Genomic DNA, 23,087 nt, shown 5'->3' on the forward strand with positions numbered 1-23,087 from the left:
AAAAAGAAGGCCGTCAAGCCTTCTTTGGTTTTATTCTTCTACTTCATCTTCTGTAAATTGACTATTGTAGAGGTCGGCATAGAAACCACCTTGAGCCATGAGTTCCTCATGATTGCCTTGCTCGATGATGTTTCCTTCTTTCATGACCAGAATCAAGTCAGCATTACGGATTGTTGATAAACGGTGGGCGATGACAAAGGATGTGCGTCCCTCCATCAAACGGTCCATAGCCTTTTGAATCAACTCCTCCGTACGAGTATCGACTGAGGATGTTGCTTCATCCAGAATCAAGAGCGGAGCATCCTTGAGCAGAGCACGAGCAATGGTCAAGAGTTGTTTCTGTCCGACTGACAAGGTCACTGTATCATCTAAGACTGTATCGTATCCATCAGGTAAGGTTGTGATAAAGTGGTGAATCCCTACTGCTTTGGCAGCTTCAATCACACGTTCATCACTGATACCTGTTTGATTGTAAATGAGATTGTCACGAATGGTTCCTTCAAAGAGCCAGGTATCCTGCAAGACCATTGAAAAGGCATCGTGTACTTCTGAGCGCTTCATAGCCTTGGTATCCACACCATCAATGCGAATACTTCCCTTATCAATCTCATAGAATTTCATCAAGAGGTTAACTATGGTAGTTTTCCCAGCACCAGTTGGTCCGACAATCGCGACCTTTTGACCTGCATGAGCTGTCGCAGAAAAGTCATGAATGATCGTTCGCTCCGGTGTGTAGCCAAATGAAACTCTGTCAAAGACCACTTCACCCTTCATGTTGGTCAATTGTCTTTCCTTATGAGATTCATCTTCCATTTCCTCTTCACCTAGAAATTCGAAGACACGAGTCATGGCTGCACTAGCTTGTTGTAAGCTGGTGATTCCTTGGGCAATCTGTGATAAGGGTTGCGAGAAGGTACGAACATAAACCATGAAGGCTACGATGATACCGATACTGATATGTCCTTCAAGAGCTAGAACTGCACCGACGATGATCACCAAAACATAGCTAAAGTTCCCAACAAAGATCATTGCTGGCATCATGATTCCAGAAATAAATTGAGATTTCCAAATACTATCATGTAGGTCTTGATTCAATCCTGCGAATGTTTCTTTAGTGGTGTCCGCAGCGTTATAGCTGGTCACCACATTGTGACCTGAGTACATTTCTTCCACATAACCATTGACAGCTGCTAGATTGTTTTGTTGGGCTTTAAAATAACCTTGTGACTTAGCCATAATGACTGAAACAGCTGCAAAACCTACAAGGGTTGAAACAACTGTTACCAATGCCAAAATCCAGTTCATCCCAAACATGGTAATCAAAACAGCAATCAGCAAGAAGCTAGCTGAGAGAACCGTTCCCAGACTTTGGTTGAGGGACTGAGCTGCCGTATCGACGTCATTGGTTACACGTGAGAGAGTATCTCCTTGAGAATGACGGTCAAAATAAGCAAGTGGCAGACGATTAATTTTTTCAGCAATGGCCGTCCGCAAGCGTTTTGAAAAATGTTGGATACTCGTTGAAAAGATATAGGCTTGAGTATAGTTGAGAATGGCACCAAGCACATACAAAACAGCTAAAAAGCTGGCGATGCTAGACACAGCTACCAAATCGATTTCTGTAGCCAAACCGTCTGAAATCAAGTTGGTGATTTCCTTAATCTTAGTTGGTCCATAAACAGTGATAATACTTGAACATACAGCAGCCACAACTGCAACTAGTAGAGGAAGTTGGAGACCTGCTAGAAAAGGTTTATATTGTTTCCAAAAGGACATCTTCTTATTTTCCATGTTCCAATTCCTCCTTCGATAGTTGTGAATAGGCAATTTCTTGGTAAATTTCGTTGGTTGCAAGAAGTTCCTTGTGGGTGCCTTGTCCCACGACTTTACCCTGATCTAAGACTAAGATCAAGTCTGCGTCCATAATGGTTGAAATACGTTGGGCAACGATCAACTTGGTCATAGATTGGGTTTTTTCAGCTAGTTCTTGGCGCAAGATACGGTCTGTCTTGTAGTCCAAGGCTGAGAATGAATCATCAAAAATGAGAATCTCTGGCTTACGAGCCAAGGCACGCGCAATGGCCAAACGTTGTCTTTGTCCTCCTGAGAAGTTGGTCCCACCTTGGGCCACTTCTGAGTTTAGACCTGCTTCCTTATCCTCGATGAAGCTTTTAGACTGAGCCAACTCAAGAGCTTGCCACATAGCAGTCTCGCTTAGTGGGCTTTCTTGACTTTTACCGAAGTCTAGATTGCCTTTGACATTTCCTGAGAAAAGGACGGCTTTTTGTGGGATATAGCCGACTTTATTCCGCAAGTCTTCCAAATCATAATCCTGCACATTGACGCCGTCTACTAGGATTTCCCCATCTGATACATCATAAAAACGAGGCAAGAGGTTCACAAGCGTAGATTTACCAGAACCAGTTGAGCCGATAAAGGCAATGGTTTGTCCTGCTTCTGCCTTGAAACTGACATGCTCCACAACCGCTTCTGAGTTTTTAGAATAACGGAAGGTTACATCACGGAATTCCACTTGACCTTGAATAGATGAATCTGCCGTCTGTGGTTGACTAGGATTTTCAATAGAAGAATGCAAGTCTAGCACCTGATTGATACGTCCTGCAGAAACCAAGGTACGAGGAAGAACGATAAAGAGCGCTCCCATGAGAAGGAAGCCCATCACGACCTGCATAGCATAGGACATGAAGACCACCATATCACTAAAGAGTGGCAAACGTTCTGCCAAACTTGCGTCGTTGATGATATAGGCACCAATCCAGTAAATGGCTAAACTTAATCCACTCGAAATCCCCATCATAATTGGGTTCATAATGGCCATTAAGCGACTGACAAAGAGATTGAGTCGTGTGACCTCATCATTAGCTTCTTCAAATTTCTTATCTTGGTAATCCTCAGCATTGTAAGCACGAACCACTCGAATCCCTGTCAAGCTTTCACGAGTGATACTATTGAGTTTATCTGTCAATTTCTGGATGACAGATTGTTTTGGAAAGGCTAGCGTCATGAGAACAGTTGTCATCAGAACATTGACGATAACGGCCACCACTACTGCCCAGATCCAGTATTCCGATTTCCCAAGGATTTTTCCAATGGCCCAGATAGCCATAATTGGCCCACGAGTGACCACTTGCAAGCCCATGGTAAAGAGCATCTGTACCTGGGTAATATCATTGGTCGTCCGAGTCAAAAGACTAGGAATAGAGAAACGTTTAATTTCTGTCTGAGAATAATCCAATACACGATTAAAAATATCACTGCGTAAATGAGCCGTGTAGGAGGCTGCAACACGAGCAGCAAAGAAACCAACCATAACAGATGAAAAGAAAGCCAATAACGACAATCCAATCATCTTCGCAGCTGGTGACCAGAGTTCACCCAACTGCGTCCCTGGTGTCCCAAGTAATGCTGTAATTTGCGAAATGTAGGTCGGCACCTCTAACTCGAGATAGACCGAGAAACAAGTGAAAAGAATCGTAAGGACAATCATTCCCCACTCTTTTCCTGTAATACGTTTAGCGAGTTTCTTCATTATCCCCTCCTATTTTTCCTACATTTGCTTGTAGTTGACCGAGTACCTTTTCAAAGATTGCCAAGTCTGACTTTGAAACACCATCTAGTAGACTCTGATCAATCCGATCAAAAAAAGCCTTAACTTCTTGCATCTGAGATCGTGATTTATCCGTCAATCGAACGTACTTGGCTCTCTTGTCATTTGGACTCACTTCCAATTCCACCAAACCATTTTGTACCATACGCTTCACTAGATTGCTGGCGACTGACTTGGTGATATTGAGTTCCTGCTCAATATCCTTGATTAACACCGCCTGTTCAGACTCCTCACGATAGTCTAAAAATCGTATGACTTGGCCCTGCGGTCCACCCATAAATTCAATACCACAACGTTTAGCTTCCTGTTGCACCATAAGGTGAACCTGATGCCCAAAACGTTTAAAAGCTAACATCGGCTTATCCATGATTGCTCCTTTTTACACATAAATAGTTCTCACGAGAACCAATTGGTTTTCATGAGAACTATTTTATCATTTTCAGAAAAGATGTCAAGAAAAAAGTTTCTATGAGAACTATCTCGGTATAAATTGACATCAGCTCTTATTTTATCTATAATAAACACTATCTCACACGAACACAAATCCAGTTTACTAGAAATGAGTAATTCACAAATGAAGCAAAAAGAACAGAAAATCTTAGGAATCTTTGCCATCATCTTTGGAACCCTGGCACTTCTTGGTTCTTGGATACCTATTGTAAACATCCTATCATTTTTCCTTGCCATTGCCTCTTTGATTTTAGGAGTTTTGGGTATTGCCATCAATCTCAGAAACCGTAAAACATTAGCTATCATCGGGACAACCTTAGGTCTTATTTCCATTGTCCTAGTTTTAATAACTCAAGTTCTATCTACTAATGTCTTTACTGACCTTGCCAGAACCTTTAGTCACCCCTATAGAAACATCACTTTTTCAACTAATGCTGGGGAGTATGATGAACTTCCTGATAGTAGTACAACTGAGGAAGATGACGAAGAGGATACCGAATTCTTCACTTGGAGTCAGGAACAGTTTGATGCCTTGGTAGAAGGGGACACTTCTGATAGCGGGAAGGGAGGCAGCAACTACAAAGATATTATCAGGAAACACGGAATCCCAGATTCAGAAACAGATTCAGTTATGGGAGACTATGAAATAAAAAGAATCACCTATCTCTCCATCAGTTCAGATCCTAAGACAGTTGTGCTCACCTTCGTAAAACAAGAAAATGGCCAGTTTCTTCTGATCCGTAAATTTGCTGTCGGACTGGACCGAAAAGAACAATCTGATTCTGGAGTGAAAGTTTAACATAACTAAAAAGGTGCCGGGAATAGCAATCGGTAGACCAAGTCTCGATTTCTAAATCCCAACACCAGGATATTTCCACAATCCATTGGATTATGGACAATTATAGATTACTAATAACGTTTTGAGCAAAAGAAATCTTTGTTTCTTTCCTACCCTTTTGTTATCACAAGATAAACAACCCCCTTGAAAACACTGAATTTTCAAAGGGGTTATTTTTATTTTTAGAATCCGTCTACGTTTGTGTAGATTTTTTGTACGTCTTCGTCGTCTTCAAGGACTCCGTAGAGTTTTTCAAATGTTTCCAAATCTTCACCTGACAACTCAACTTCTGATTGAGGAATCATTTCCAATTCAGTTACTTGGAATTCTTCAATACCAGATTCACGCAAAGCAACGATAGCCTTGTGAAGATCAGTTGGAGCTGTGTAAACAGTGATTGTTCCTTCTTCTGCTTCTACATCGTCTACATCGACATCTGCTTCAAGCAAGAGTTCAAAGATAGCATCAGCATCTTCACCTGCAAAGACGATAACACCTTTGTTGTCAAAGAGGTAAGATACAGAACCTGAAGCTCCCATGTTCCCACCGTTTTTACCAAAGGCAGCACGCACGTTGGCAGCTGTACGGTTAACGTTTGAAGTCAAGGTATCAACGATGAGCATTGAACCATTTGGTCCGAAACCTTCGTAACGTCCTTCTGTAAAGGTTTCGTCTGTGTTTCCTTTTGCTTTATCAATAGCCTTATCAATAACGTGTTTTGGCACTTGCGCTTGTTTGGCACGATCGATAACGAATTTCAAAGCAGTGTTTAGTTCTGGATCTGGCTCACCTTTTTTAGCTGCTACATAGATTTCTACACCAAATTTTGCATATACTTTAGAGTTAGCTCCATCTTTAGCCGTTTTCTTAGCTACGATATTGGCCCATTTACGTCCCATTAGGAATCTCCTTTTTTCACATTTTAATCTTTCTTATTATAACACAAGTCTATCCGATTTTCACTAGAGGAAATGGATTTTTCTTTTGTAAATTAAGCTAGGATTTCCCGCCAGTAGCCAAGAGTTTTTTGCCTTCTTTGATCCATGGATGTTTGGAAAGTGAGAAGTAAAGTTGGGCAGTCATAACTAGCCAGAGAAGGGGCTCACATAGAATCACACCTGTATAACCTGTCCAAGGAATAATCCAAGCCACGAAAAAAATTTTACCAAAAAACTCGATAAAGCTTGATACAAGTGGCAAGAATTTTTGACCGAGACCCTGCAAGCTATTTCTATAGATCAATAAAAGACTCAAAAACGGATAGAATACAGAACTGATGCGTAGGTACAAAGCCCCATTTTCAATCAAGTAACCGTCTGTCGAACTTGCCAGGAAAGAAACTAGGCTAGGACTTGCAAAAAATAGGAATACACAAGCAAAGCTTGCCCAAGCCATACTGATATAACTCCCTAGTCGAAGACCGTGGACAATGCGATCTGGACGTTTTGCCCCAAAGTTTTGAGAGATAAAAGTCGTCATCGATGCTGAGATAGCCGTCATTGGCAATAAGGCAAAGGCCATGATTCGGCGTGCTGCTGTCTGAGCACTGATAATGACTGCTCCAAAACTATTGACAGAGGATTGCAAAATAACACTTCCGACAGAGACGATTGAACCCATCAAGCCCATGGCTAGCCCCTGCTCTAAGAGATCGACATAGAGGGCCTTATTCCATTTAAAATCCTTCAACCTAGGAAGGAGCTCTGGAACACTCTTGCGAATATAGAAATAGCAGAGAATTGCGGACAAACCTTGCGAGATGATGGTTGCGAGACCTGCAGACTGAACTCCCAACTGCAATTGTGTAATAAAATACAAATCCAGAATGACATTAACGATGGCTGAGAAAATAAGAAAACCAAGCGCAGCAAGGCTATCACCAATTGAGCGCAGTAATCCTGCAAAGAGATTGTAAGCAAAACTAACCCCCACACAGCTAACAATCATGGAGATATATTCATAGGACTGAGGGAGAATTTCTGCAGGTGTTTCTAGGTACTGTAAGAGCGGATAAAGACCAAAAAAGCCCATCAACATGACAAGCACACTCAAGATAATCCCTAAAATCCAAGTTGCTGCGACAGCTTCCTTAATCTTTTCAAAATTACGAGCGCCGTAGAGACGTGCAATAACAACACCCATTCCATTGCCGACTCCGAGAGCAAAACCGATAATCAAATCAAAAATGGCTGTTGTTGCTCCGACTGCCGCCAAGGATTCTTGCCCTAAAAAACGCCCAACAATCAAGATATCAGCCGTATTGTAAAGTTGCTGAAAGATATTGGACAGTAGAATCGGTAATGCAAAACTAATTAGCGCGGGAAGGATGGGACCATGAATCAGGTCCACAGTTGATTTTTTATTCATAAGGCTATTATATCAGCTTTCTAGTAGGGGAACAAGGGAGTTTGGATAAGAAAGCGTTGCCTAGATACAAACAATCTGGTATAATCGTGACAGAAAAGGAGGCTATGTATGAGCTTAACAAGCCAGTTAATTACAGATGTATTCCCAGACCTTGAAAAAGTTGACCAATTAAACAAGGAAGCCTTTCCTGAAGAAGAACGGGTCCCTTTGGAAGAATTTTTAAGTTACCAGGATAGAGATGATGCTCACTTTTTCGCTTTCTATAACGAGGAAGAATTTGTCGGCTTCGCTTTTGCCATTTCCAACCAAAAAGCTTTCTACATTAGTTTCTTTGCCATTATGCCCCATCTCCGTAGTCATGGCTACGGGAGAGAAATCATTGAAAAACTCATTGATTTTTACCAACGTACCATGATTCTTGAAGTGGAGCGGTTGGACGAAGATTGTGATAACCTCGAACAACGAAAAGCCCGCATGGATTTCTACTTACAAAATGGTTTTAAAACTGCCAATGCCTTTTTAGAATACGAGGGTATGAGCTTTGAAATTCTCTATCGTGGTGACCATTTTGATGAAGAAGCCTATCGGAATATCTTTCAAAAATTGCAAGAAGAGAATTACTTTGACTTCCACATCGAGTACCGTCGCTTTAGTGAACACTAATCTAGATTGCAACCTTGAATCTCCATTAAAGATTTGTAATTTTCTCTATAACCGATTTACAATCACCTGTCGCAGGTGATTTTTTATTTTTCCCAAAGAAGATGAAAATTTGAAAAAAACTATCCCTAGCTCATCATAAATAAGGCTGAAACAATTTTGTCTCAGCCTTATCATGATTTATCTTATAAAGATGCACGAAGTTTACGCTTCTGTTCCAGCTTCTGGCATGATGAGCCAAAGAATGAGGTAAGCAAGAATTCCTGATCCACCTAGCAATGTGAAGAGAATCCAAATAGCACGAACCAATGTTTGGTCCATATCTAAGTAGTCAGCAAGACCTGCACAAACACCTGCAATCTTTTTATCTTGAACATTACGAACTAAACGTTTTTCCATAATAATCTCCTAATACTAATTTTTCTTTTTATTTTATCATCAAATCAAATCTTTTTCAATAGTCTTTCTACTTTTTATCTGTAGATGCTAGTTTTATACTCAATGAAAATCAAAGAGCAAACTAGGAAGCTAGCCGCAGGTTGTACTTGAGTACGGCAAGGCGAAGCTGACGTGGTTTGAATTTGATTTTCGAAGAGTATTAGCAATTCTTAAGCTCTCATTGTTTCGGTTCCTTAGTCCAAAGAACAGAAAAAGTGGGGATTCCTCCGCCACTTTTACTTTTTAATCTTCAATTTCGATTTCAAGATCATCGCCAAGGTCAAGAGTCACTTCTTGATTAGCTACTTCTGATTCCGCAGGTGCAACTTTTTCATCAGCTACTGCATCATCTTCAATCAAGCCAAACTTGACACGAACTTGGTGGTCAATCTCATCAAAGACTTCTGGGTGATCTGCCAAGTATTTCTTAGCATTTTCAGAACCTTGACCGATCTTTTCGTCTTTGTAAGAATACCATGCTCCTGCTTTCTTGATGATGTCAAGATCACTTGCAATCTTCAAAAGCTCACCAGTTCTTGAAATTCCTTCACCATACATGATTTCAACAAAGGCTTCTTTAAATGGTGGAGCCACCTTATTTTTAACAACCTTAATCTTGGTTTCCTTACCTACGCTCGTATCTTTTTGATCACCAGTTCCCTTGATTTGTGTGCTTCCACGAACATCCAAACGGACAGAAGCGTAGAATTTAAGGGCACGTCCACCAGGAGTTGTCTCTGGATTACCAAACATAACTCCTACTTTTTCACGCAATTGGTTAATGAAGATAGCGATTGTCTTAGTCTTATTAATAGAAGCTCCGAGTTTACGCATAGCCTGGCTCATCATACGAGCTTGAAGACCAACGTGGCTATCTCCGATATCTCCATCGATTTCTGCACGAGGTACAAGGGCAGCAACTGAGTCGATAACAACAAGATCAACTGCACCTGAGTCAATCAATTTCCCAGCAATTTCAAGACCTTGCTCACCTGAATCTGGTTGTGACAAGAGCAATTCATCGATATTAACACCAAGCGCTGCTGCATAGGCTGGATCAAGAGCGTGCTCCGCATCGATAAAGGCAGCAATTCCGCCTTCTTTTTGCGCTTGCGCTACCGCATGAAGGGCAACCGTTGTCTTACCTGATGATTCTGGCCCGTAGATTTCGATGATACGTCCCTTTGGATAACCACCTGATCCGAGTGCGATATCAAGAGCCAAAGATCCTGAACTCATCACTTGGACCTTTTGCTCTGCACGTTCACCCAAGCGCATGATTGATCCCTTACCGAAATCTTTTTCAATCAATTTAAGGGCATCGTTTAGGGCTTTTTCACGATCAGCACCAAATTTTTTGCCAATTTCGTCTAATTTTTTTGTTGGTTTTTTCGCCATTTTGTTCTCCTATATTCTAATAGTCCTAAGACCTTCTTCTATTATAACAAATCTCCAGCACTTAATAAAGCTTTGCGAACTAGGTTAAAAGCATGTAGGACTGCAATTTCTCGCACATCTGCTCGACTTCTGCCTGCTATATTGGCCTGGATAACTTCTGTCCCCGAAGCTTGCGCCAAAGCGATAAAGACTGTACCTGCTGGATGTCCTTCTAGGCTATCTGGTCCAGCCACTCCTGTCAAACTAATTCCAAAATCTGACTGGGTCTTGATTCGCGCCTGTTCAGCCATTTTTTCAGCAGTAAAGGCTGAGACTACTCCGTGTTTTTCCAATTCAGCATTTGGAATATCAAGCATCTTAGCTTTTTCTTCAAGGCTATAGGTCACAAAACCACCTTTAAAGATAGCAGATACACCTGAGAAATCAGCCAAAGTAGCTTGAAAAAGACCTGCAGTCAAGCTTTCTGCTGCAGTGATAGTTTTCTTTTGCTTTTTCAACTCTTCTACTACCAGGCTAGCCAAGCTAGTTTCTTCCCCATAGCCATAGCAAATTTCTCGAAGTGAAACACCTTCAAAGGTTTCTCTTTCAAGGATTTTTTGTTCTAAAGCATCTAGAACACGATCCGCTTCTTCTTGACTCTTAGCCTTGGTTGATAAGCGAAGGGTCACTTCCCCAGTTTTAGCATAAGGTGCCAAGGTTGGATCCGTCTGCTGGTCAATCAAATCTGATAGAATGGTCACTAGCTGGCTCTCACCAACGCCAAAGAAACGAAGCACACGTGAATAGAGCTTAGATCCCGTTGTCAATCTTGGAAGCAGCTCATTTAAGACCATAGGTTTCAATTCACTTGGAGGTCCTGGTAGAACGACGTAGGTTACCCCAGCCACCTCGATCATGCCACCTACTGCTAGCCCTGTTTCGTTTGGTAATGGAGTTGAACCTTGAACAATTTGAGCCTGGCGTTCATTATTTGGAGTTCTAGCATAGTCTGGTCGGTGAGCAAAAAAGTCATCTAGCTTAGCCTGAGCCTGAGGATCAAAAGTCAAGTCACGTCCCAAAAATTGGGCCAAAGTTTGCTTGGTCAAATCATCTTCCGTTGGCCCCAAGCCACCTGTTAAAATAACTAGACTACTGCGATTCTGAGCAATTTCTAACAAGGATAAGAGACGATCCTCGTTATCTCCTACGGCCGTCTGAAAATAGACATCTACACCGATTTCAGCCAACTTTTCAGACAAGAATTGCGCATTAGTATTGACAATCTGACCTGTCAAAATCTCTGTTCCAACAGCTATAATTTCTGCTTTCATGTTTTCCTCCTACTTACCTATTCGGATTTCTTTGAAAAAATCGCAGGATAATTCCTACGATTTGATGAATAGTTTCCTATTATTCTAATTCTTCTACTGCAACACTAGTAGATTGAGGCAACTGACCCTGACCATAAAGATTCTCATACAAGACTACATTAGTCTCCAAATTCGTAACCTCTGGTTGCCCGAGCGAACGGCGTAAAAGATTTTGCATCTCTAACATATGCTCAGATGTCACGATTTGGTAAGATGTCCCTTGAAGCATTGCGTCCTCTCCACGCAATTGTTGAGACTCAATATTTTTAAATGAATCTTGATAACCCATCAACTGAGGAATCGTTGTCGTTGTAATTTCGATATTTGTCTGCATATTATCGCTAAGAGCCTTCAGAATCTCTTGATAGTGACTCACACTATTCAAACTAAGAATCTTCTCGACAACTTTTTGAATCACTTCACGCTGACGTTTTTGACGACCATAGTCTCCTTCTGGATCCTGATAACGCATACGTGAATAAACAAGGGCTTCTTCACCATTTAGCTTCTGTTCGCCAACACCGATAGAAATCGTATTAAATGGTTCCTGATCTTGGATAGAGATTGGGAAACCTAGAGTGTTGTTCACTGTAATACCACCCACAGCATCAACCATTCTTTGAAGTCCATGCATATTGACCATCACATAGCGGTCGATATGGATATTCATCATTTTTTGAATCGTTGAAATAGACAACTCTGCTCCACCATTGGCATAGGCGGCATTGAGTTTAGCCTCTATTACACTACCATCTGGTTGCTGGATTTGTGTGAGAATATCACGCTCCAAACTCATCATGACTGTCTTCTTAGTTTTAGGATTCACTGTGACCAAAATCATCGAATCACTATTACCCGCCCATGGATCTGTACGTTCAACATTCCCTGTGTCCACGCCCATAAGCAAAATCGTCAGAGGTTCGGTCGCTTCAATGACCTTGGTTTCTTCACCGATTTTTTTATAGGTTTTAGCCAAAGTCTGTGTACTCTGTTGGTAGATCGTATAGGCATAAGCTCCCACACCAAGTACTGTCACAAGAACAAAGCCTAAAAACATTCCGATTATCTTTTTTGCCATACTTTTATTCATCTATCAGTTGACCCATCAGGTAAACATCTAGAAACTCTCCTCCTTCTATACAAGCGCCACGTTCCTGTAATCCTTCTATAATAAAACCCATTTTTTCATATAGATGCACCGCAGCAAGATTTCTTTTTTGAACTGTCAATTGTAGACGTCGTACACTATCACTTGATTTGGCCCATTCAATAGCTTCTTCCATCAGGACACTACCGAGACCATTTCCCCAGTAAGCTTTTTTTATTCCTAAAAAGACATCCCCAATATGACGGACTCGCGGACGTTGATCAGCTGTTATATTGATGATTCCTACTAACTCATCATTCAAAAAAGCGAGTAGGGTAATTTGATTATACGACTGGGCCTGCTTGTCCAAAAAATGTTGCATCTCAGACTCAGTCATTGCAATCCCATTTTCATCCAGACTGGTGAAACTGGACTCTTGACCAATTTGATCTAAGAGAGCAATGACCGCTGAAGCATCCTGGGCTTCCGCTTCACGGATTAAAAGATCATACTCCATCCGTCAATCCTTTCAAAAGTTCTGTCGCTCTTTGGCCATGAGCATGAAAGACGATTTCTCGGCCCTCATCTTTTTTAAGGATTTCTAACTCCAGATAATCTGATGGAAGATTTTCCCCCAATAGATGTCCCCACTCAATAACCGTTACACCTGAACCAAAAAGGAATTCATCCAAGTCGATAGAATCTGCATCCCCTTCGATGCGATAAACATCTAAGTGATACAAGGGTAGACGTCCTTCATATTCTCTAACAATGGTATAAGTAGGACTCTTAATCATTTGATAAATACCTAATCCCTTAGCCAGACCCTTTGTTAGCGTTGTTTTCCCAGCACCTAATTCACCAGTCAAAATCAACACATCATTTTTTTCTAAAAAGTGCCCTAGCTTTTCCCCAAGTGCAACCAACTCATCTTCATTTTTTGTGTACATGTAATTATTATACCAAAAAGTTTTATTTTGTGATATTTCCATCAACAAAAAAAGAGGAGACTCCCCTCTTTTTTTAGTTTTTGTCATTAGTTAAGAGCCATACTGATGTAGTTCAAGATAAACAAGGCATCCAAAATCCAAATCATGACATGCACATCTTTCACTTGACCTTTGACAACCTTCGTCAAAGTATAAGTTAAGAAACCAACGGCAATCCCTTGTGTGATTGAGTAGCTGAATCCCATAAAGATAGATGTGAAGAAAGCTGGAACAGCTTCAGCCATATCATCCCAAGGGATATTTTTCAAGTTAGAAAGCATCATAATTCCGACGATGATCAAAATTGGTGCAGTTGCAGCTGTTGGAACAATTGCTAGAAGTGGGCTAAAGAAGCTTGATAGGGCAAAACAGATGGCAACAACCAAAGCTGTCAAACCAGTACGTCCACCAGCACCGATACCCGCTGCAGACTCAACATAAGTTGTAACGTTTGAAGTACCTGCAATAGCACCTACTGAAGTTGCCACCAAGTCAGAGTAAAGAGCCTTATCCAATTTAGCTGACTCATGGTTTTCACCACTTGTTGCAATGATACCAACTTTTTCACCAGTACCGATAAGAGTACCGATAGTATCAAAAATATCTGTCAATGAGAAAGCAAGAATGGCCATTAAGGTTTCTGGCAAACGAGAAGTGTTTGAAATCAGAGATCCCAATCCTTCTGAACCAAGAGCAGCACCAAACAAGGTTCCTAGGTCGTTAACTGCTGATGAAAGATTATTGCTTGCAAAGTCAATGCTAGACAAATTAACAAGACCAACAGCAATGGCAAGAACTGTCGTTGTCAAAATAGAAAGGATGATACCACCTTTGATCCCCTTAACAACGAAGAAGATAGTAATGGCAAGACCTGCAAGAGCTACCAAGACAGCTGGAGTGTTGAAGTCTACCAATCCTGGAACAGCTGCTGAGTTTGCAGTAAGTGCTGCTTGAGCCTTATCTGCTCCTTCACCTGCTACTGTATAGGTACCTGGGTCAATCGAGAATTTCAAGAGACCAGCATTCTTAATCCCAACATAAGCAAGGAAAACCCCAATACCAGCTGAAATCGCTGAACGAAGAGTTGTAGGAATAGATTCGATGATCATTTTACGAACATTGGTCAATGTAATAATCAGTGAAATAACTCCACAGATGAAGACCATCCCAAGAGCTTCTTTCCAAGTATAGCCCATCCCAAATACGACGGTAAATGTAAAGAAGGCGTTTAGTCCCATACCTGGGGCTTGTGCATATGGCAAGTTAGCATAGAAAGCCATCATCAAAGTTCCCACAACAGAACCGATGATTGTTGCCAAGAATACACCTTGAACAGGCATTCCTGTTTGTGAAAGCATTTGAGGGTTTACAAAGAGAATATAACTCATTGCAAAGAAAGTTGTTAAACCAGCAAGAACCTCTGTACGGACGTCTGTCCCGTGCTCTTTTAGTTTAAATAGTTTGTCCATTTTTAATCTCCTTTGTCATTTTACGAACAATACTACCATTATATCACCAATCATTCATCTTTTCAAGATGTTTTTTCTAATTTTAAAAATTCTTATGAGATATTATTGTCTCTATTTTCGCTTATTATCAGCTTTTCTAGTCACTTTCTGATATAATAGAAAACATCTTATCTGAAACTAGATTCGGGAGGATTTTATGACTAAAAAAATGATTGCCGTCGATTTGGACGGAACCTTGCTCAACTCTGAAAGCAAACTTTCTGATTTTACTATTGAAACGATTAAGAAAATTTCTAAAAAAGGCCACCAAGTTGTTATCGCAACTGGTCGCCCTTACCGTATGGCCAAAGATTTTTATGACCAACTTGAACTTGAAACCCCTATGATCAACTTCAACGGTTCACTCACTCATCTGCCAGGTAAGACTTGGAAACATGAAAAGTGTCTGACTGTGGACAAAAAATACCTCTTGGATATCGTGAAACGAAAAGAGGATATTGAGGCAGACTTTATCGCAGGTGAATACCGTAAAAAGTTTTACATTACAGCCCCGGACAAAAAAATTGCCAACCCTAAATTATTTGGTGTTGAAAACTTTCGCCCTGAAAATCAATTCCAGTCTGATTTAGTGACCAAGGGTCCTAACTGCATTTTATTACAAACGAGGGCAGACGATAAATATGCACTAGCTGAAGAGATGAACAGCTTCTACAAGCACCAACTCAATATTAACACTTGGGGTGGCCCTTTGAACATTCTCGAATGTACTACAAAAGGAGTTCACAAGGCCTTTGCCCTTGAATATCTTCTCACGGTCATGAATATAGACAAACAGAATTTGATTGCCTTTGGTGACGAACACAATGACCAAGAAATGCTTTCTTTTGCAAGTAAAGGCTATGCCATGAAAAACGCAAATCCTGCTCTGTTACCTTTCGCAGACGAGCAATTACCACTAACCAACGAAGAAGATGGCGTCGCTCAGTTTTTACAAGAACGATTTCTTTAATTTCACTCATTCTATACTTTTGTGGTAGACATTAGCTACCTTAAGAGTATGGAATTTTTTTGAGCTCAAAGTCAATGAAAAAAGGATTTGAATCCGTCTTTTACAGATCCAAATCCCAACAAATGATGTCTATTTCTTTAAAACGATACGATCTGAAGCCTCACGGTCCATGTCATCGATAATAATCTGGTTCTCTTCAGCCACATAAATCTTGATATCGTCTCCAATAAAGACTCTCTGATTTTCTGGTTCGAAGGTTACCTTCTTCACCTCTTGATCTCCGTTCGCTTCAACTTCTGTCCACGTTCCGGTATTTCCAGTGACTACAAGAGTAATGCTATCACCCTCGTCTTGTCCCTTGTAGGTCCCATCTATATTAGTAGTTGTGTCAGCCTTTGCACTAGTAGTAGAACTAGAAGCACTGGTTTCTGATACTTGACTAGTGCTCACTTCAGAGCTAGAGCTTGCTTGGGATGACGGTGTCGACTTAGTTGTTGACGAACAAGCAACTAAAAGACTAAGACTTGCTACAGTAGCAAGAGAAAGTGTAAATTTTTTTAGTGACATAATGTCTCCTTTCTTTCAGGAGCTAAAGGCAGAAAAACTGCAGAACTATTCCACTTATACTATATCAAATAAAGGAAACAAGGTCAATCAAGCAACTATGTTTTTATAAGGTAGGCACGAACTTCAGATATAAAATAGAGGGAACCTGTAACAAACAGTAAGTCTTTCTCCCCTGCAGACTTTTCAAAATCATCTATAAAGTCTCGATAGGAAGCAACTCTATGATAGCCACTCAAATCCTGCTCCTCCAAAGATCCCTGATAGTCAAAACTCGTCACATAGAGAGCTGTATCAGGTAAATGATCTGTCAGATAACCAAGCATGCCACTGTAATCTTTACGCTTTAAAGCACCAAAAAGGATTTGAGGTTGATAACCTTGCTGAATTTTTTCCTGGATAAATTCAACCAATCGTTCTAAAGCCGGTAGATTATGGGCACCATCTAAATAAATGTGCTCCGTCACAGCTTCTAGACGCCCAGCCCAGCTGGTTGTTTTCAGAGCACGCCGGATAGCTTCCTCATTGACTTTTTCACCTCTCTCTGTCATAAACAACAGAAATGCCTGCAAAGCCAAAGCAGCATTCTCCTCTTGATAAGTTCCTTCCAAACCTAGTTTTAGTCGGGACAAGTTCGCAATAGAAGAAGAAAAAACTCCTGATTTGAAAGAAAAATCTCGGTCAGCTTGGTAGAGAGTAACATCCAAATCTTCTGATATCTTTTGACAAACGAGCTGGGATTCAGGAGCTAGATTGGCAACAACGGCTGTCTTTTCTGGCTTAAAAATTCCTGCTTTCTGTTCAGCGATTTCTTCCAGACTATTGCCCAAGGTCTCCTGGTGATCTAGGCCGATTGATGTAATAACTGCGATTTCTCCAGTCACCACATTGGTCGTGTCAAGCAAGCCACCAATTCCAACTTCTAATAGAACTAGTTCCACCCCTTGTTCTTTAAAATAAAGCAAAGCAATCACGGTTAACAACTCAAAAAAAGATAGCTGATCGTGTGTTTCTAGAAGTCTTTGCTCCATTTCCTTAACTTGATTTGCTAAACGGATAAAGTCTGCGTCCGATATGGGTTGACCATTGATACAAATCCGATCATGGATGCTAACAATGTGGGGCGAAGTAAAGGTCCCCACCTTCTTACCATGAGAAAGAAAGAGCTCTCTCATAAAGGCGATGGTTGAACCCTTTCCATTTGTCCCTGTCACATGGATAATAGGATAGGCTTGCTCAGGGTTCCCCAGCAAGTCTACCGCTCTCTGCATCCGCCCCAAACCTGATCTGAAATTCAAACCGATTCGACTATGAAGCCATTTTTCTACTTCAAACACGCTTAATCTCCTTAATCCTTAACAAAAAAGCGAAGATTCTCTTCGCTTTTTACTTCATTAGCTAGTATTTAATTCTAGTATGGGAGAAAAATGTCCCCCGGACGTTCCAAGTCTCCCTAGTTTCTAGGAGTTGGGGTAAAAACGTTCCCCGAACTCGCCAGCTCTCTCTTATTTTAAGGAACTGGGCTAAAAACATCCACTGGACTTACCAGTTCTTTCTTATTTCAAGGAACTGGGCTGATACAGTCTCCCAGACTACCTGCATTTCCAATTTCTAGCGCAGGGCTAAAAACGTCCCCCGAACTTACTGACGGTTTTTATTTTTAGCGTCAGGCTAAAAACGTCCACTGGACGTTTTTACTCCTCCATAAAGCTGTTGAAGACTTCTTCAATCATATTCCATTCATCTTCTGAATCTTCAGGGATTGGTTGCAATTCGCCTTCTGTTCCATCTTCGTTTTCGATGAATGAGTATGCTTGGATTTCAACTTCGCCGTTTTCATCTTCTTCTGCGTTAACTGGTACAAGAAGGACATAGTTTTTACCAAATTCTTCTTTTCCGTCAATAGTCAAAAGGATTTCAAATAAAGTTTCATTTCCTTGCTCATCTACAAGTGTAATAAGTTCACGTTCTTCGTGATCGTGGTTGTGATCGTGTGACATAGTTTCTCCTCTGTCTTAAAATTTTCTATCTAAATAATTTTGCAAAATTAATTGAGCAGCTAGTTTATCAATAACTTTTTTACGCTTATTGCGACTAATATCTGCTTGCTCAATCAACATACGCTCTGCAGCGACCGTAGTTAGGCGTTCATCTTGATACTCTACTGGTAGACCAAAGAGTTCTTCTAGTTTAGCTCCATAGGCTTGACTGGCCTCCACGCGCGGTCCGCTGGTATTGTTCATGTTTTTAGGCAAACCAACAACAAAACGGTCTACCTTATAGGTTTCAACGAGTTCCTTGAGGCGTTCAAAACCAAACTGACCTTGATCTTCATTGATTTGGATGATTTCAAGCCCTTGTGCCGTAAAACCTAACGGATCGCTAATCGCTACTCCTACCGTTTTGGAACCAACGTCCAATCCCATAATTCTCATAGATTATAGATCGACTCCTTGTCCTTTAAGGTAGTAGCGAACCAGTTCTTCAACGATTTCATCTCGCTCATACTTACGGATTTGATTTCGTGCATTGTTATAACGAGGAACGTAAGCTGGGTCTCCACTGAGAACATAGCCCACGATCTGGTTAATAGGGTTATAGCCCTTTTCATTCAAAGAAGCATAGACATCTGTCAATGTTTCACTGATTTCTTTTTTATTGGAATCGTCCAATTTAAAACGTACGGTTTCTTCAGTAAATCCCATTCTAACACCCTCTTTCCTTAGAATAGTACTATTATAGCACATTCGCGGTCGTTCTACAAATCACACAGTCTGATTCTGCTGATTTTCTCTGACTTTTTACTGGACTGTTGCCCCATTTGCAACACGATTAGCAATATAGTCCTCTGGTTCGTTTTTCAATAGATTTTCCAGTCCAACATTCTTCAAGTATTCGTTTTCACTTGCTTTTTTGAGATCCAGTGTTTGGAAATCATAGCTAGTCTTGGTTTCCATTTCTTTCTCATTTAAAAGAGTCGTTTCAATGGTAAATCCTGAAATTTTTCGAGCCGCTTGAACAGACTCATCCTTGTCCTCAGCTTCTTTAAGAGCTTTTTTAGCTTCATCTAATCCTCGCTCAGAAATATAATTTTTTAAATCTTCTGATACAGGACGCTTTTGCTGAATGGTCAAGCTTAAAAATTGATTGCCTTTGTAGGTAATGATTTGAGTTTGCTGTGCTCCACTCTCATCAGCTGGCAAAACCAAGGTCTTGGTAACAACTGTATTCTTGGTTGCATTTTCTAATACGGGCAAGGTAGACTGTAGGGCTTCTTGAGAACTCTCAGTAGTTGAAGCTGCTGTTTCTTTTTTCTGACCACATCCAACGAGCAAAAATAGTGCTGCGAATGTTCCAATGACTAACTTTTTCATAAATCCTCACATGTTATCCAATTTAAATATTAGAGAAGGCCAGGAGTCACTCCCAGCCTTGATGTTTTATAGAGCCGCACGTAAACGCGCTTCTGCATTTTCCACATTACGGACAGAGCGTGGCAAAAAGGCACGGATATCGTCTTCTTTATAGCCAACTTGTAGGCGTTTCTCATCTACAAGAATCGGACTTTTCAAGATACGTGGTGTTTCCATGATTAGGTTGAGCACTTCATTGACACTCAAATCTTCGATATCAACACCAAGGGCCTTTGCATAACGATTTTTCGATGATACGATACTTGCAATTCCATTGTCTGTTTTTGTCAAAATATCAAGTAGTTCTTCTCTCGTGATTCCTTCCTTACCAAGGTTTTGTTCTTTATAACTTAACTGGTGGGCATTGAGCCAGGTCTTCGCTTTTTTACAGCTAGTACAACTTGAGACTGTATAAATTTTGATCATGTACCTACCCCTTTCGCTACATGTTACTATCAGTTTAGACTATTATACCATAAAAAACATCGGACTTGCGACCTATTTTTAAAAAATTTTAACTTTTTTGGCAATTTTTGAACTTTTTTCTTGACAAAACACGAACTATAACCATTCTTTATATTTCTTAATGTAAAATTTCTTAATAACTGTGACGCTAAACATATACAAGAAAATAATACAAATTAAGAACAAGAAGTAAGGAAGTCCTAAGGGTGCTAGACGAAGGATATTTACTAGTGGTCCATAAGGTAGACTGGTTACGAAAAAGGCTGCAACCAGAGTCATCAAAATCACAAGCCAAGCTGGTCTGCTTTGTACAAAAGGAACTTTTGCTGTACGAAGCATATGGATGACCATAGTTTGAGACCACATAGATTCGATGAACCATCCTGTTTGGAACAAGATAATAAACTGAAGGGCAGATTCAGACCCGTGAACATAGTGATGACCTGTCACCAATGGAACAATGATAAAGTAGAGGAAGATAAAGGTCAAAATATCAAAGACTGATGAGATCGGTCCCATCCAAACCATAAATCGCGTAATGGATTTTGCTTCCCATGTATGGGGTTGTTTAAGGAAGTCTTGATCCACATTATCAAATGGCAATGCCACACAAGACAAATCATAGACTAGGTTTAGGACAATGAGATGAACAGGAGCCATTGGTAAAAATGGTAAGAAAATACTCGCAACAAGGAGTGAGAAGATATTCCCAAAGTTTGAACTGACGGTCATCTTGATGTACTTGGTCATGTTGGCGTAGACCTTACGACCCTCAACGATACCAGTTTCAAGAACCATGAGATCCTTGTCTAGCAAAATAACATCCGCAGTTTCCTTGGCGATGTCTACTGCTGTATCTACAGAAATACCGACATCTGCCACCTTCATGGATGGAGCGTCATTAATACCGTCACCCATATAACCAACACCGTGACCATTTTTCTTTAACTGTAGAATGATACGGGCTTTTTGATCAGGAGACAATTTAGCAAATACTGTTACACTTTCAACCGCTTCTGCCAATTCTTGATCTGTCATTTGGTCAATGTCAGCCCCTAAGAGCATATGCTCAACGTCCAAACCAACCTTTTCACAAATGGCTTGGGTTACTTTTTCGTTATCCCCAGTTAAAATTTTTGTTTTGACACCATGCTCAAGTAGAGCTTGAATGGCTGGTGCTGCAGATGGTTTTGGCGGATCCAAAAAGGCAAGGTAACCTGTAAGGATCATGTCACTTTCATCAGTCACAGCATAGGCATAATCTTCACGTAGACCTGACTTGTAACCAACACCTAAAACACGCAAACCTTGACGGTTTAATTGACCAACTTCTGCTAATACTTCTTGGCGAATGTCTTCGGTTAGGGGAATGATTTCTCCGCGATATTCCACATGTGTTGAAATAGTTAACATTTCTTCCAAAGCGCCTTTGGTCACCATACTAACAACATTGCTATCATCTTTGACGATAACACTCATGCGTCTACGCTCAAAGTCAAAAGGCAGTTCATCAATCTTTTGGAAGATGTTATCCAAATCTTGTAGAATAGCGTGTTCTTTGGCTTCTTTTTCGGTTCTACTGATAATGGCACGGTCCATCAAGTTTTTCAAACCTGTTTGGAAATGTGAATTTAGATAAGCTCTTCTTAAGACTGCCATATCCAAATCACCGTGGATATCCAAGGGGTATTCTAAGACAATCTCATCTTGTGTTAGAGTTCCAGTTTTGTCCGTACATAGGATATCGATTGCTCCTAGGTCTTGAATAGCATTGAGTTTTTTGATAACCACCTTTTCCTTGGCCATGATAATGGAACCTTTGGCCAAGCTGGCTGTGATAATCATTGGAAGCATTTCTGGTGTCAGTCCGACACCGACACTCAAGGCAAAGACTCCAGCCTCTAGCCAGTCTCCGTCGGTCAACCCATTTGCAAAAAACACAATCGGAACCATGACAAGCATCAAGCGGATCAAGAGCCAAGAAATGCTGTTCATTTCACGTTCAAAAGAAGTTGGCTCATCATAGGTGTTGAGAGTTTGCTCAATAGCTCCCATCATGGTGTCATCACCAACAGCGAGAACCATAGCTGTAGCACTTCCTGAGATAACGTTTGTCCCCATGAAGGCCAAAGATTCTGCTTCTAAAAGACTCTCTACATTTTGATTAGTAGCTTTATTTAAAGCAAGTTTTTCGACTGCATCACTTTCTCCAGTCAAACCTGACTGTTGAACAAAAAAGTCGCGTGATTCAAATAAGATGACATCTGCGGGAATCATATCTCCAGCGCTCAATTTCACGAGGTCTCCCACAACCAAGTCATCGATGGGTAACTCTTGTTCAAGACCATCGCGAATAACAGTTGCTGTGTTGACAATCATTTTTGAAAGATTGGTTGTTGCCTTATCGCTTCGCAATTCTTGGACAAAACGGATGCCTCCTGAAATCAAAACCAAGACAACGATAATGATAGATGTCGTTGGATCTTCTTGACCAGGTTTGGCAAGCCAGACATTTGTAACGAGAGAGATAAAGGCAATCACAAGCAAAATGATTGTGAAAGGATTGATAATGGACTCATAAATCTTTTTAAAGATGGAATCCTCTTGACCCTTGGTAATGGTGTTTTCACCATATAGGTCACGGTTTTCTTCGACTTGTTCTTGGTCTAAGCCTTTTAGACTTGTATGGTAAAAAGCTAGACTATCTTTAAATGGAGTTTGAATAGCTGCTGCTAATCTTTCTTTTGTAGTTTTCATTGGTTTCTCCTATCTGTATGAATGGTGATTTCATACTCAATGAAAATCAAAGAGCAAACTAGGAAGCTAGCCGCAGGTTGTACTTGAGTACGGCAAGGCGAAGTTGACGTAGTTTGAATTTGATTTTCGAAGAGTATCATACACAGAGACCAATCACTTTATAGGGACAAAACGACACAAATCAGCGATTGGCTGTGTATGTGCGG

At 40.7% G+C, this 23,087-nt stretch carries 23 protein-coding genes; 3 read left to right on the forward strand and 20 right to left on the reverse strand.

The genetic code is table 11. The annotated features are described in order from the left end of the window. Positions 1-30 precede the first annotated feature (30 nt). The 3 genes from HMPREF2795_RS00275 to HMPREF2795_RS00285 are packed head-to-tail and all read right to left on the reverse strand — an operon-like array spanning position 31 to position 3,995. Positions 31-1,791, reverse strand: a complete 1,761-nt coding sequence (locus HMPREF2795_RS00275) for an ABC transporter ATP-binding protein (RefSeq protein ID WP_075227882.1) — start codon at positions 1,789-1,791, stop codon at positions 31-33. Further along, positions 1,781-3,550 carry an ABC transporter ATP-binding protein gene (locus HMPREF2795_RS00280; protein ID WP_075227883.1) on the reverse strand — a complete coding sequence of 590 codons (1,770 nt, stop codon included), beginning with the start codon at positions 3,548-3,550 and terminating at the stop codon, positions 1,781-1,783. Before HMPREF2795_RS00280 ends, HMPREF2795_RS00275 begins: the two co-directional genes overlap by 11 nt. Then, positions 3,534-3,995: a MarR family winged helix-turn-helix transcriptional regulator gene (locus HMPREF2795_RS00285; RefSeq protein ID WP_075227884.1), complete on the reverse strand. Its 462-nt coding sequence runs from the start codon at positions 3,993-3,995 to the stop codon at positions 3,534-3,536. Before HMPREF2795_RS00285 ends, HMPREF2795_RS00280 begins: the two co-directional genes overlap by 17 nt. Before the next feature lie 207 nt (positions 3,996-4,202). Between HMPREF2795_RS00285 and HMPREF2795_RS00290 the strand changes: the two genes are divergently transcribed. Next, positions 4,203-4,877, forward strand: coding sequence for a CD20-like domain-containing protein (locus tag HMPREF2795_RS00290; RefSeq protein WP_075227885.1), 675 nt, complete (start codon positions 4,203-4,205; stop codon positions 4,875-4,877). Positions 4,878-5,098: 221 nt separating this feature from the next. Here the strand turns inward: HMPREF2795_RS00290 and HMPREF2795_RS00295 are convergent, their stop codons facing one another. Continuing rightward, positions 5,099-5,815: a YebC/PmpR family DNA-binding transcriptional regulator gene (locus HMPREF2795_RS00295; RefSeq protein ID WP_045762594.1), complete on the reverse strand. Its 717-nt coding sequence runs from the start codon at positions 5,813-5,815 to the stop codon at positions 5,099-5,101. Between the two features lie 97 nt (positions 5,816-5,912). Further along, entirely contained in the window at positions 5,913-7,283 is a 1,371-nt protein-coding gene (locus HMPREF2795_RS00300; RefSeq protein ID WP_075227886.1) for an MATE family efflux transporter, read from the reverse strand. A gap of 108 nt (positions 7,284-7,391) precedes the next feature. On the opposite strand from HMPREF2795_RS00300, the gene HMPREF2795_RS00305 reads away from it, so the two are divergent. Then, positions 7,392-7,946, forward strand: a complete 555-nt coding sequence (locus HMPREF2795_RS00305) for a GNAT family N-acetyltransferase (protein WP_075227887.1) — start codon at positions 7,392-7,394, stop codon at positions 7,944-7,946. Between the two features lie 201 nt (positions 7,947-8,147). Here HMPREF2795_RS00305 and HMPREF2795_RS00310 read toward each other — a convergent pair whose 3' ends face one another. The 7 genes from HMPREF2795_RS00310 to HMPREF2795_RS00340 form a co-directional block, all read right to left on the reverse strand. Further along, complete coding sequence (locus tag HMPREF2795_RS00310; protein ID WP_049502854.1) at positions 8,148-8,342, reverse strand: PspC domain-containing protein; 195 nt, start codon at positions 8,340-8,342, stop codon at positions 8,148-8,150. Between the two features lie 282 nt (positions 8,343-8,624). Next, positions 8,625-9,779, reverse strand: coding sequence for a recombinase RecA (recA, locus tag HMPREF2795_RS00315; protein WP_045762591.1), 1,155 nt, complete (start codon positions 9,777-9,779; stop codon positions 8,625-8,627). Between the two features lie 41 nt (positions 9,780-9,820). Next, positions 9,821-11,089: a competence/damage-inducible protein A gene (locus HMPREF2795_RS00320; protein ID WP_075227888.1), complete on the reverse strand. Its 1,269-nt coding sequence runs from the start codon at positions 11,087-11,089 to the stop codon at positions 9,821-9,823. Between the two features lie 79 nt (positions 11,090-11,168). Then, positions 11,169-12,206 (reverse strand): glycopolymer--peptidoglycan transferase LytR, encoded by a 1,038-nt coding sequence (gene brpA, locus HMPREF2795_RS00325; RefSeq protein WP_049502894.1) that lies wholly within the window; start codon positions 12,204-12,206, stop codon positions 11,169-11,171. 4 nt (positions 12,207-12,210) lie between these two features. After that, the gene (locus HMPREF2795_RS00330; RefSeq protein ID WP_075227889.1) at positions 12,211-12,732 is read right to left on the reverse strand and encodes a GNAT family N-acetyltransferase; all 522 of its coding nucleotides are present in this window, start codon (positions 12,730-12,732) and stop codon (positions 12,211-12,213) included. Further along, positions 12,722-13,165: a tRNA (adenosine(37)-N6)-threonylcarbamoyltransferase complex ATPase subunit type 1 TsaE gene (gene tsaE / locus HMPREF2795_RS00335; protein WP_075228011.1), complete on the reverse strand. Its 444-nt coding sequence runs from the start codon at positions 13,163-13,165 to the stop codon at positions 12,722-12,724. Before tsaE ends, HMPREF2795_RS00330 begins: the two co-directional genes overlap by 11 nt. An 86-nt stretch (positions 13,166-13,251) precedes the next feature. After that, a complete protein-coding gene (locus HMPREF2795_RS00340) occupies positions 13,252-14,673 on the reverse strand; it encodes an NCS2 family permease (protein WP_061863670.1) in 1,422 nt (473 codons plus the stop codon). A 196-nt stretch (positions 14,674-14,869) separates the two neighbouring features. Between HMPREF2795_RS00340 and HMPREF2795_RS00345 the strand changes: the two genes are divergently transcribed. Then, positions 14,870-15,682 carry a Cof-type HAD-IIB family hydrolase gene (locus tag HMPREF2795_RS00345; RefSeq protein ID WP_075227890.1) on the forward strand — a complete coding sequence of 271 codons (813 nt, stop codon included), beginning with the start codon at positions 14,870-14,872 and terminating at the stop codon, positions 15,680-15,682. A gap of 129 nt (positions 15,683-15,811) precedes the next feature. Here HMPREF2795_RS00345 and HMPREF2795_RS00350 read toward each other — a convergent pair whose 3' ends face one another. The 8 genes from HMPREF2795_RS00350 to mgtA all read right to left on the reverse strand — a co-directional run bounded on the left by HMPREF2795_RS00350 (position 15,812) and on the right by mgtA (position 22,881). Continuing rightward, entirely contained in the window at positions 15,812-16,249 is a 438-nt protein-coding gene (locus tag HMPREF2795_RS00350; protein WP_075227891.1) for an SP_0198 family lipoprotein, read from the reverse strand. A 95-nt stretch (positions 16,250-16,344) separates the two neighbouring features. Then, positions 16,345-17,583: a bifunctional folylpolyglutamate synthase/dihydrofolate synthase gene (locus tag HMPREF2795_RS00355; RefSeq protein ID WP_075227892.1), complete on the reverse strand. Its 1,239-nt coding sequence runs from the start codon at positions 17,581-17,583 to the stop codon at positions 16,345-16,347. A gap of 357 nt (positions 17,584-17,940) precedes the next feature. Further along, complete coding sequence (locus tag HMPREF2795_RS00360) at positions 17,941-18,246, reverse strand: DUF1292 domain-containing protein (RefSeq protein WP_000017624.1); 306 nt, start codon at positions 18,244-18,246, stop codon at positions 17,941-17,943. A gap of 15 nt (positions 18,247-18,261) precedes the next feature. Next, entirely contained in the window at positions 18,262-18,681 is a 420-nt protein-coding gene (gene ruvX / locus HMPREF2795_RS00365) for a Holliday junction resolvase RuvX (protein ID WP_049502846.1), read from the reverse strand. Positions 18,682-18,684: 3 nt separating this feature from the next. After that, entirely contained in the window at positions 18,685-18,951 is a 267-nt protein-coding gene (locus HMPREF2795_RS00370) for an IreB family regulatory phosphoprotein (RefSeq protein ID WP_000507060.1), read from the reverse strand. A gap of 96 nt (positions 18,952-19,047) precedes the next feature. Beyond that, positions 19,048-19,620: an SP0191 family lipoprotein gene (locus tag HMPREF2795_RS00375; RefSeq protein ID WP_000737513.1), complete on the reverse strand. Its 573-nt coding sequence runs from the start codon at positions 19,618-19,620 to the stop codon at positions 19,048-19,050. A gap of 66 nt (positions 19,621-19,686) precedes the next feature. Next, positions 19,687-20,085, reverse strand: coding sequence for a transcriptional regulator Spx (gene spx, locus HMPREF2795_RS00380; RefSeq protein ID WP_000591165.1), 399 nt, complete (start codon positions 20,083-20,085; stop codon positions 19,687-19,689). A 135-nt stretch (positions 20,086-20,220) separates the two neighbouring features. Continuing rightward, positions 20,221-22,881, reverse strand: coding sequence for a magnesium-translocating P-type ATPase (gene mgtA / locus HMPREF2795_RS00385; RefSeq protein WP_075227893.1), 2,661 nt, complete (start codon positions 22,879-22,881; stop codon positions 20,221-20,223). Between the last annotated feature and the right edge of the window lie 206 nt (positions 22,882-23,087).

Source organism: Streptococcus sp. HMSC056C01 (assembly GCF_001811305.1).
In the GTDB taxonomy this organism is placed as follows: Bacteria; Bacillota; Bacilli; order Lactobacillales; family Streptococcaceae; genus Streptococcus.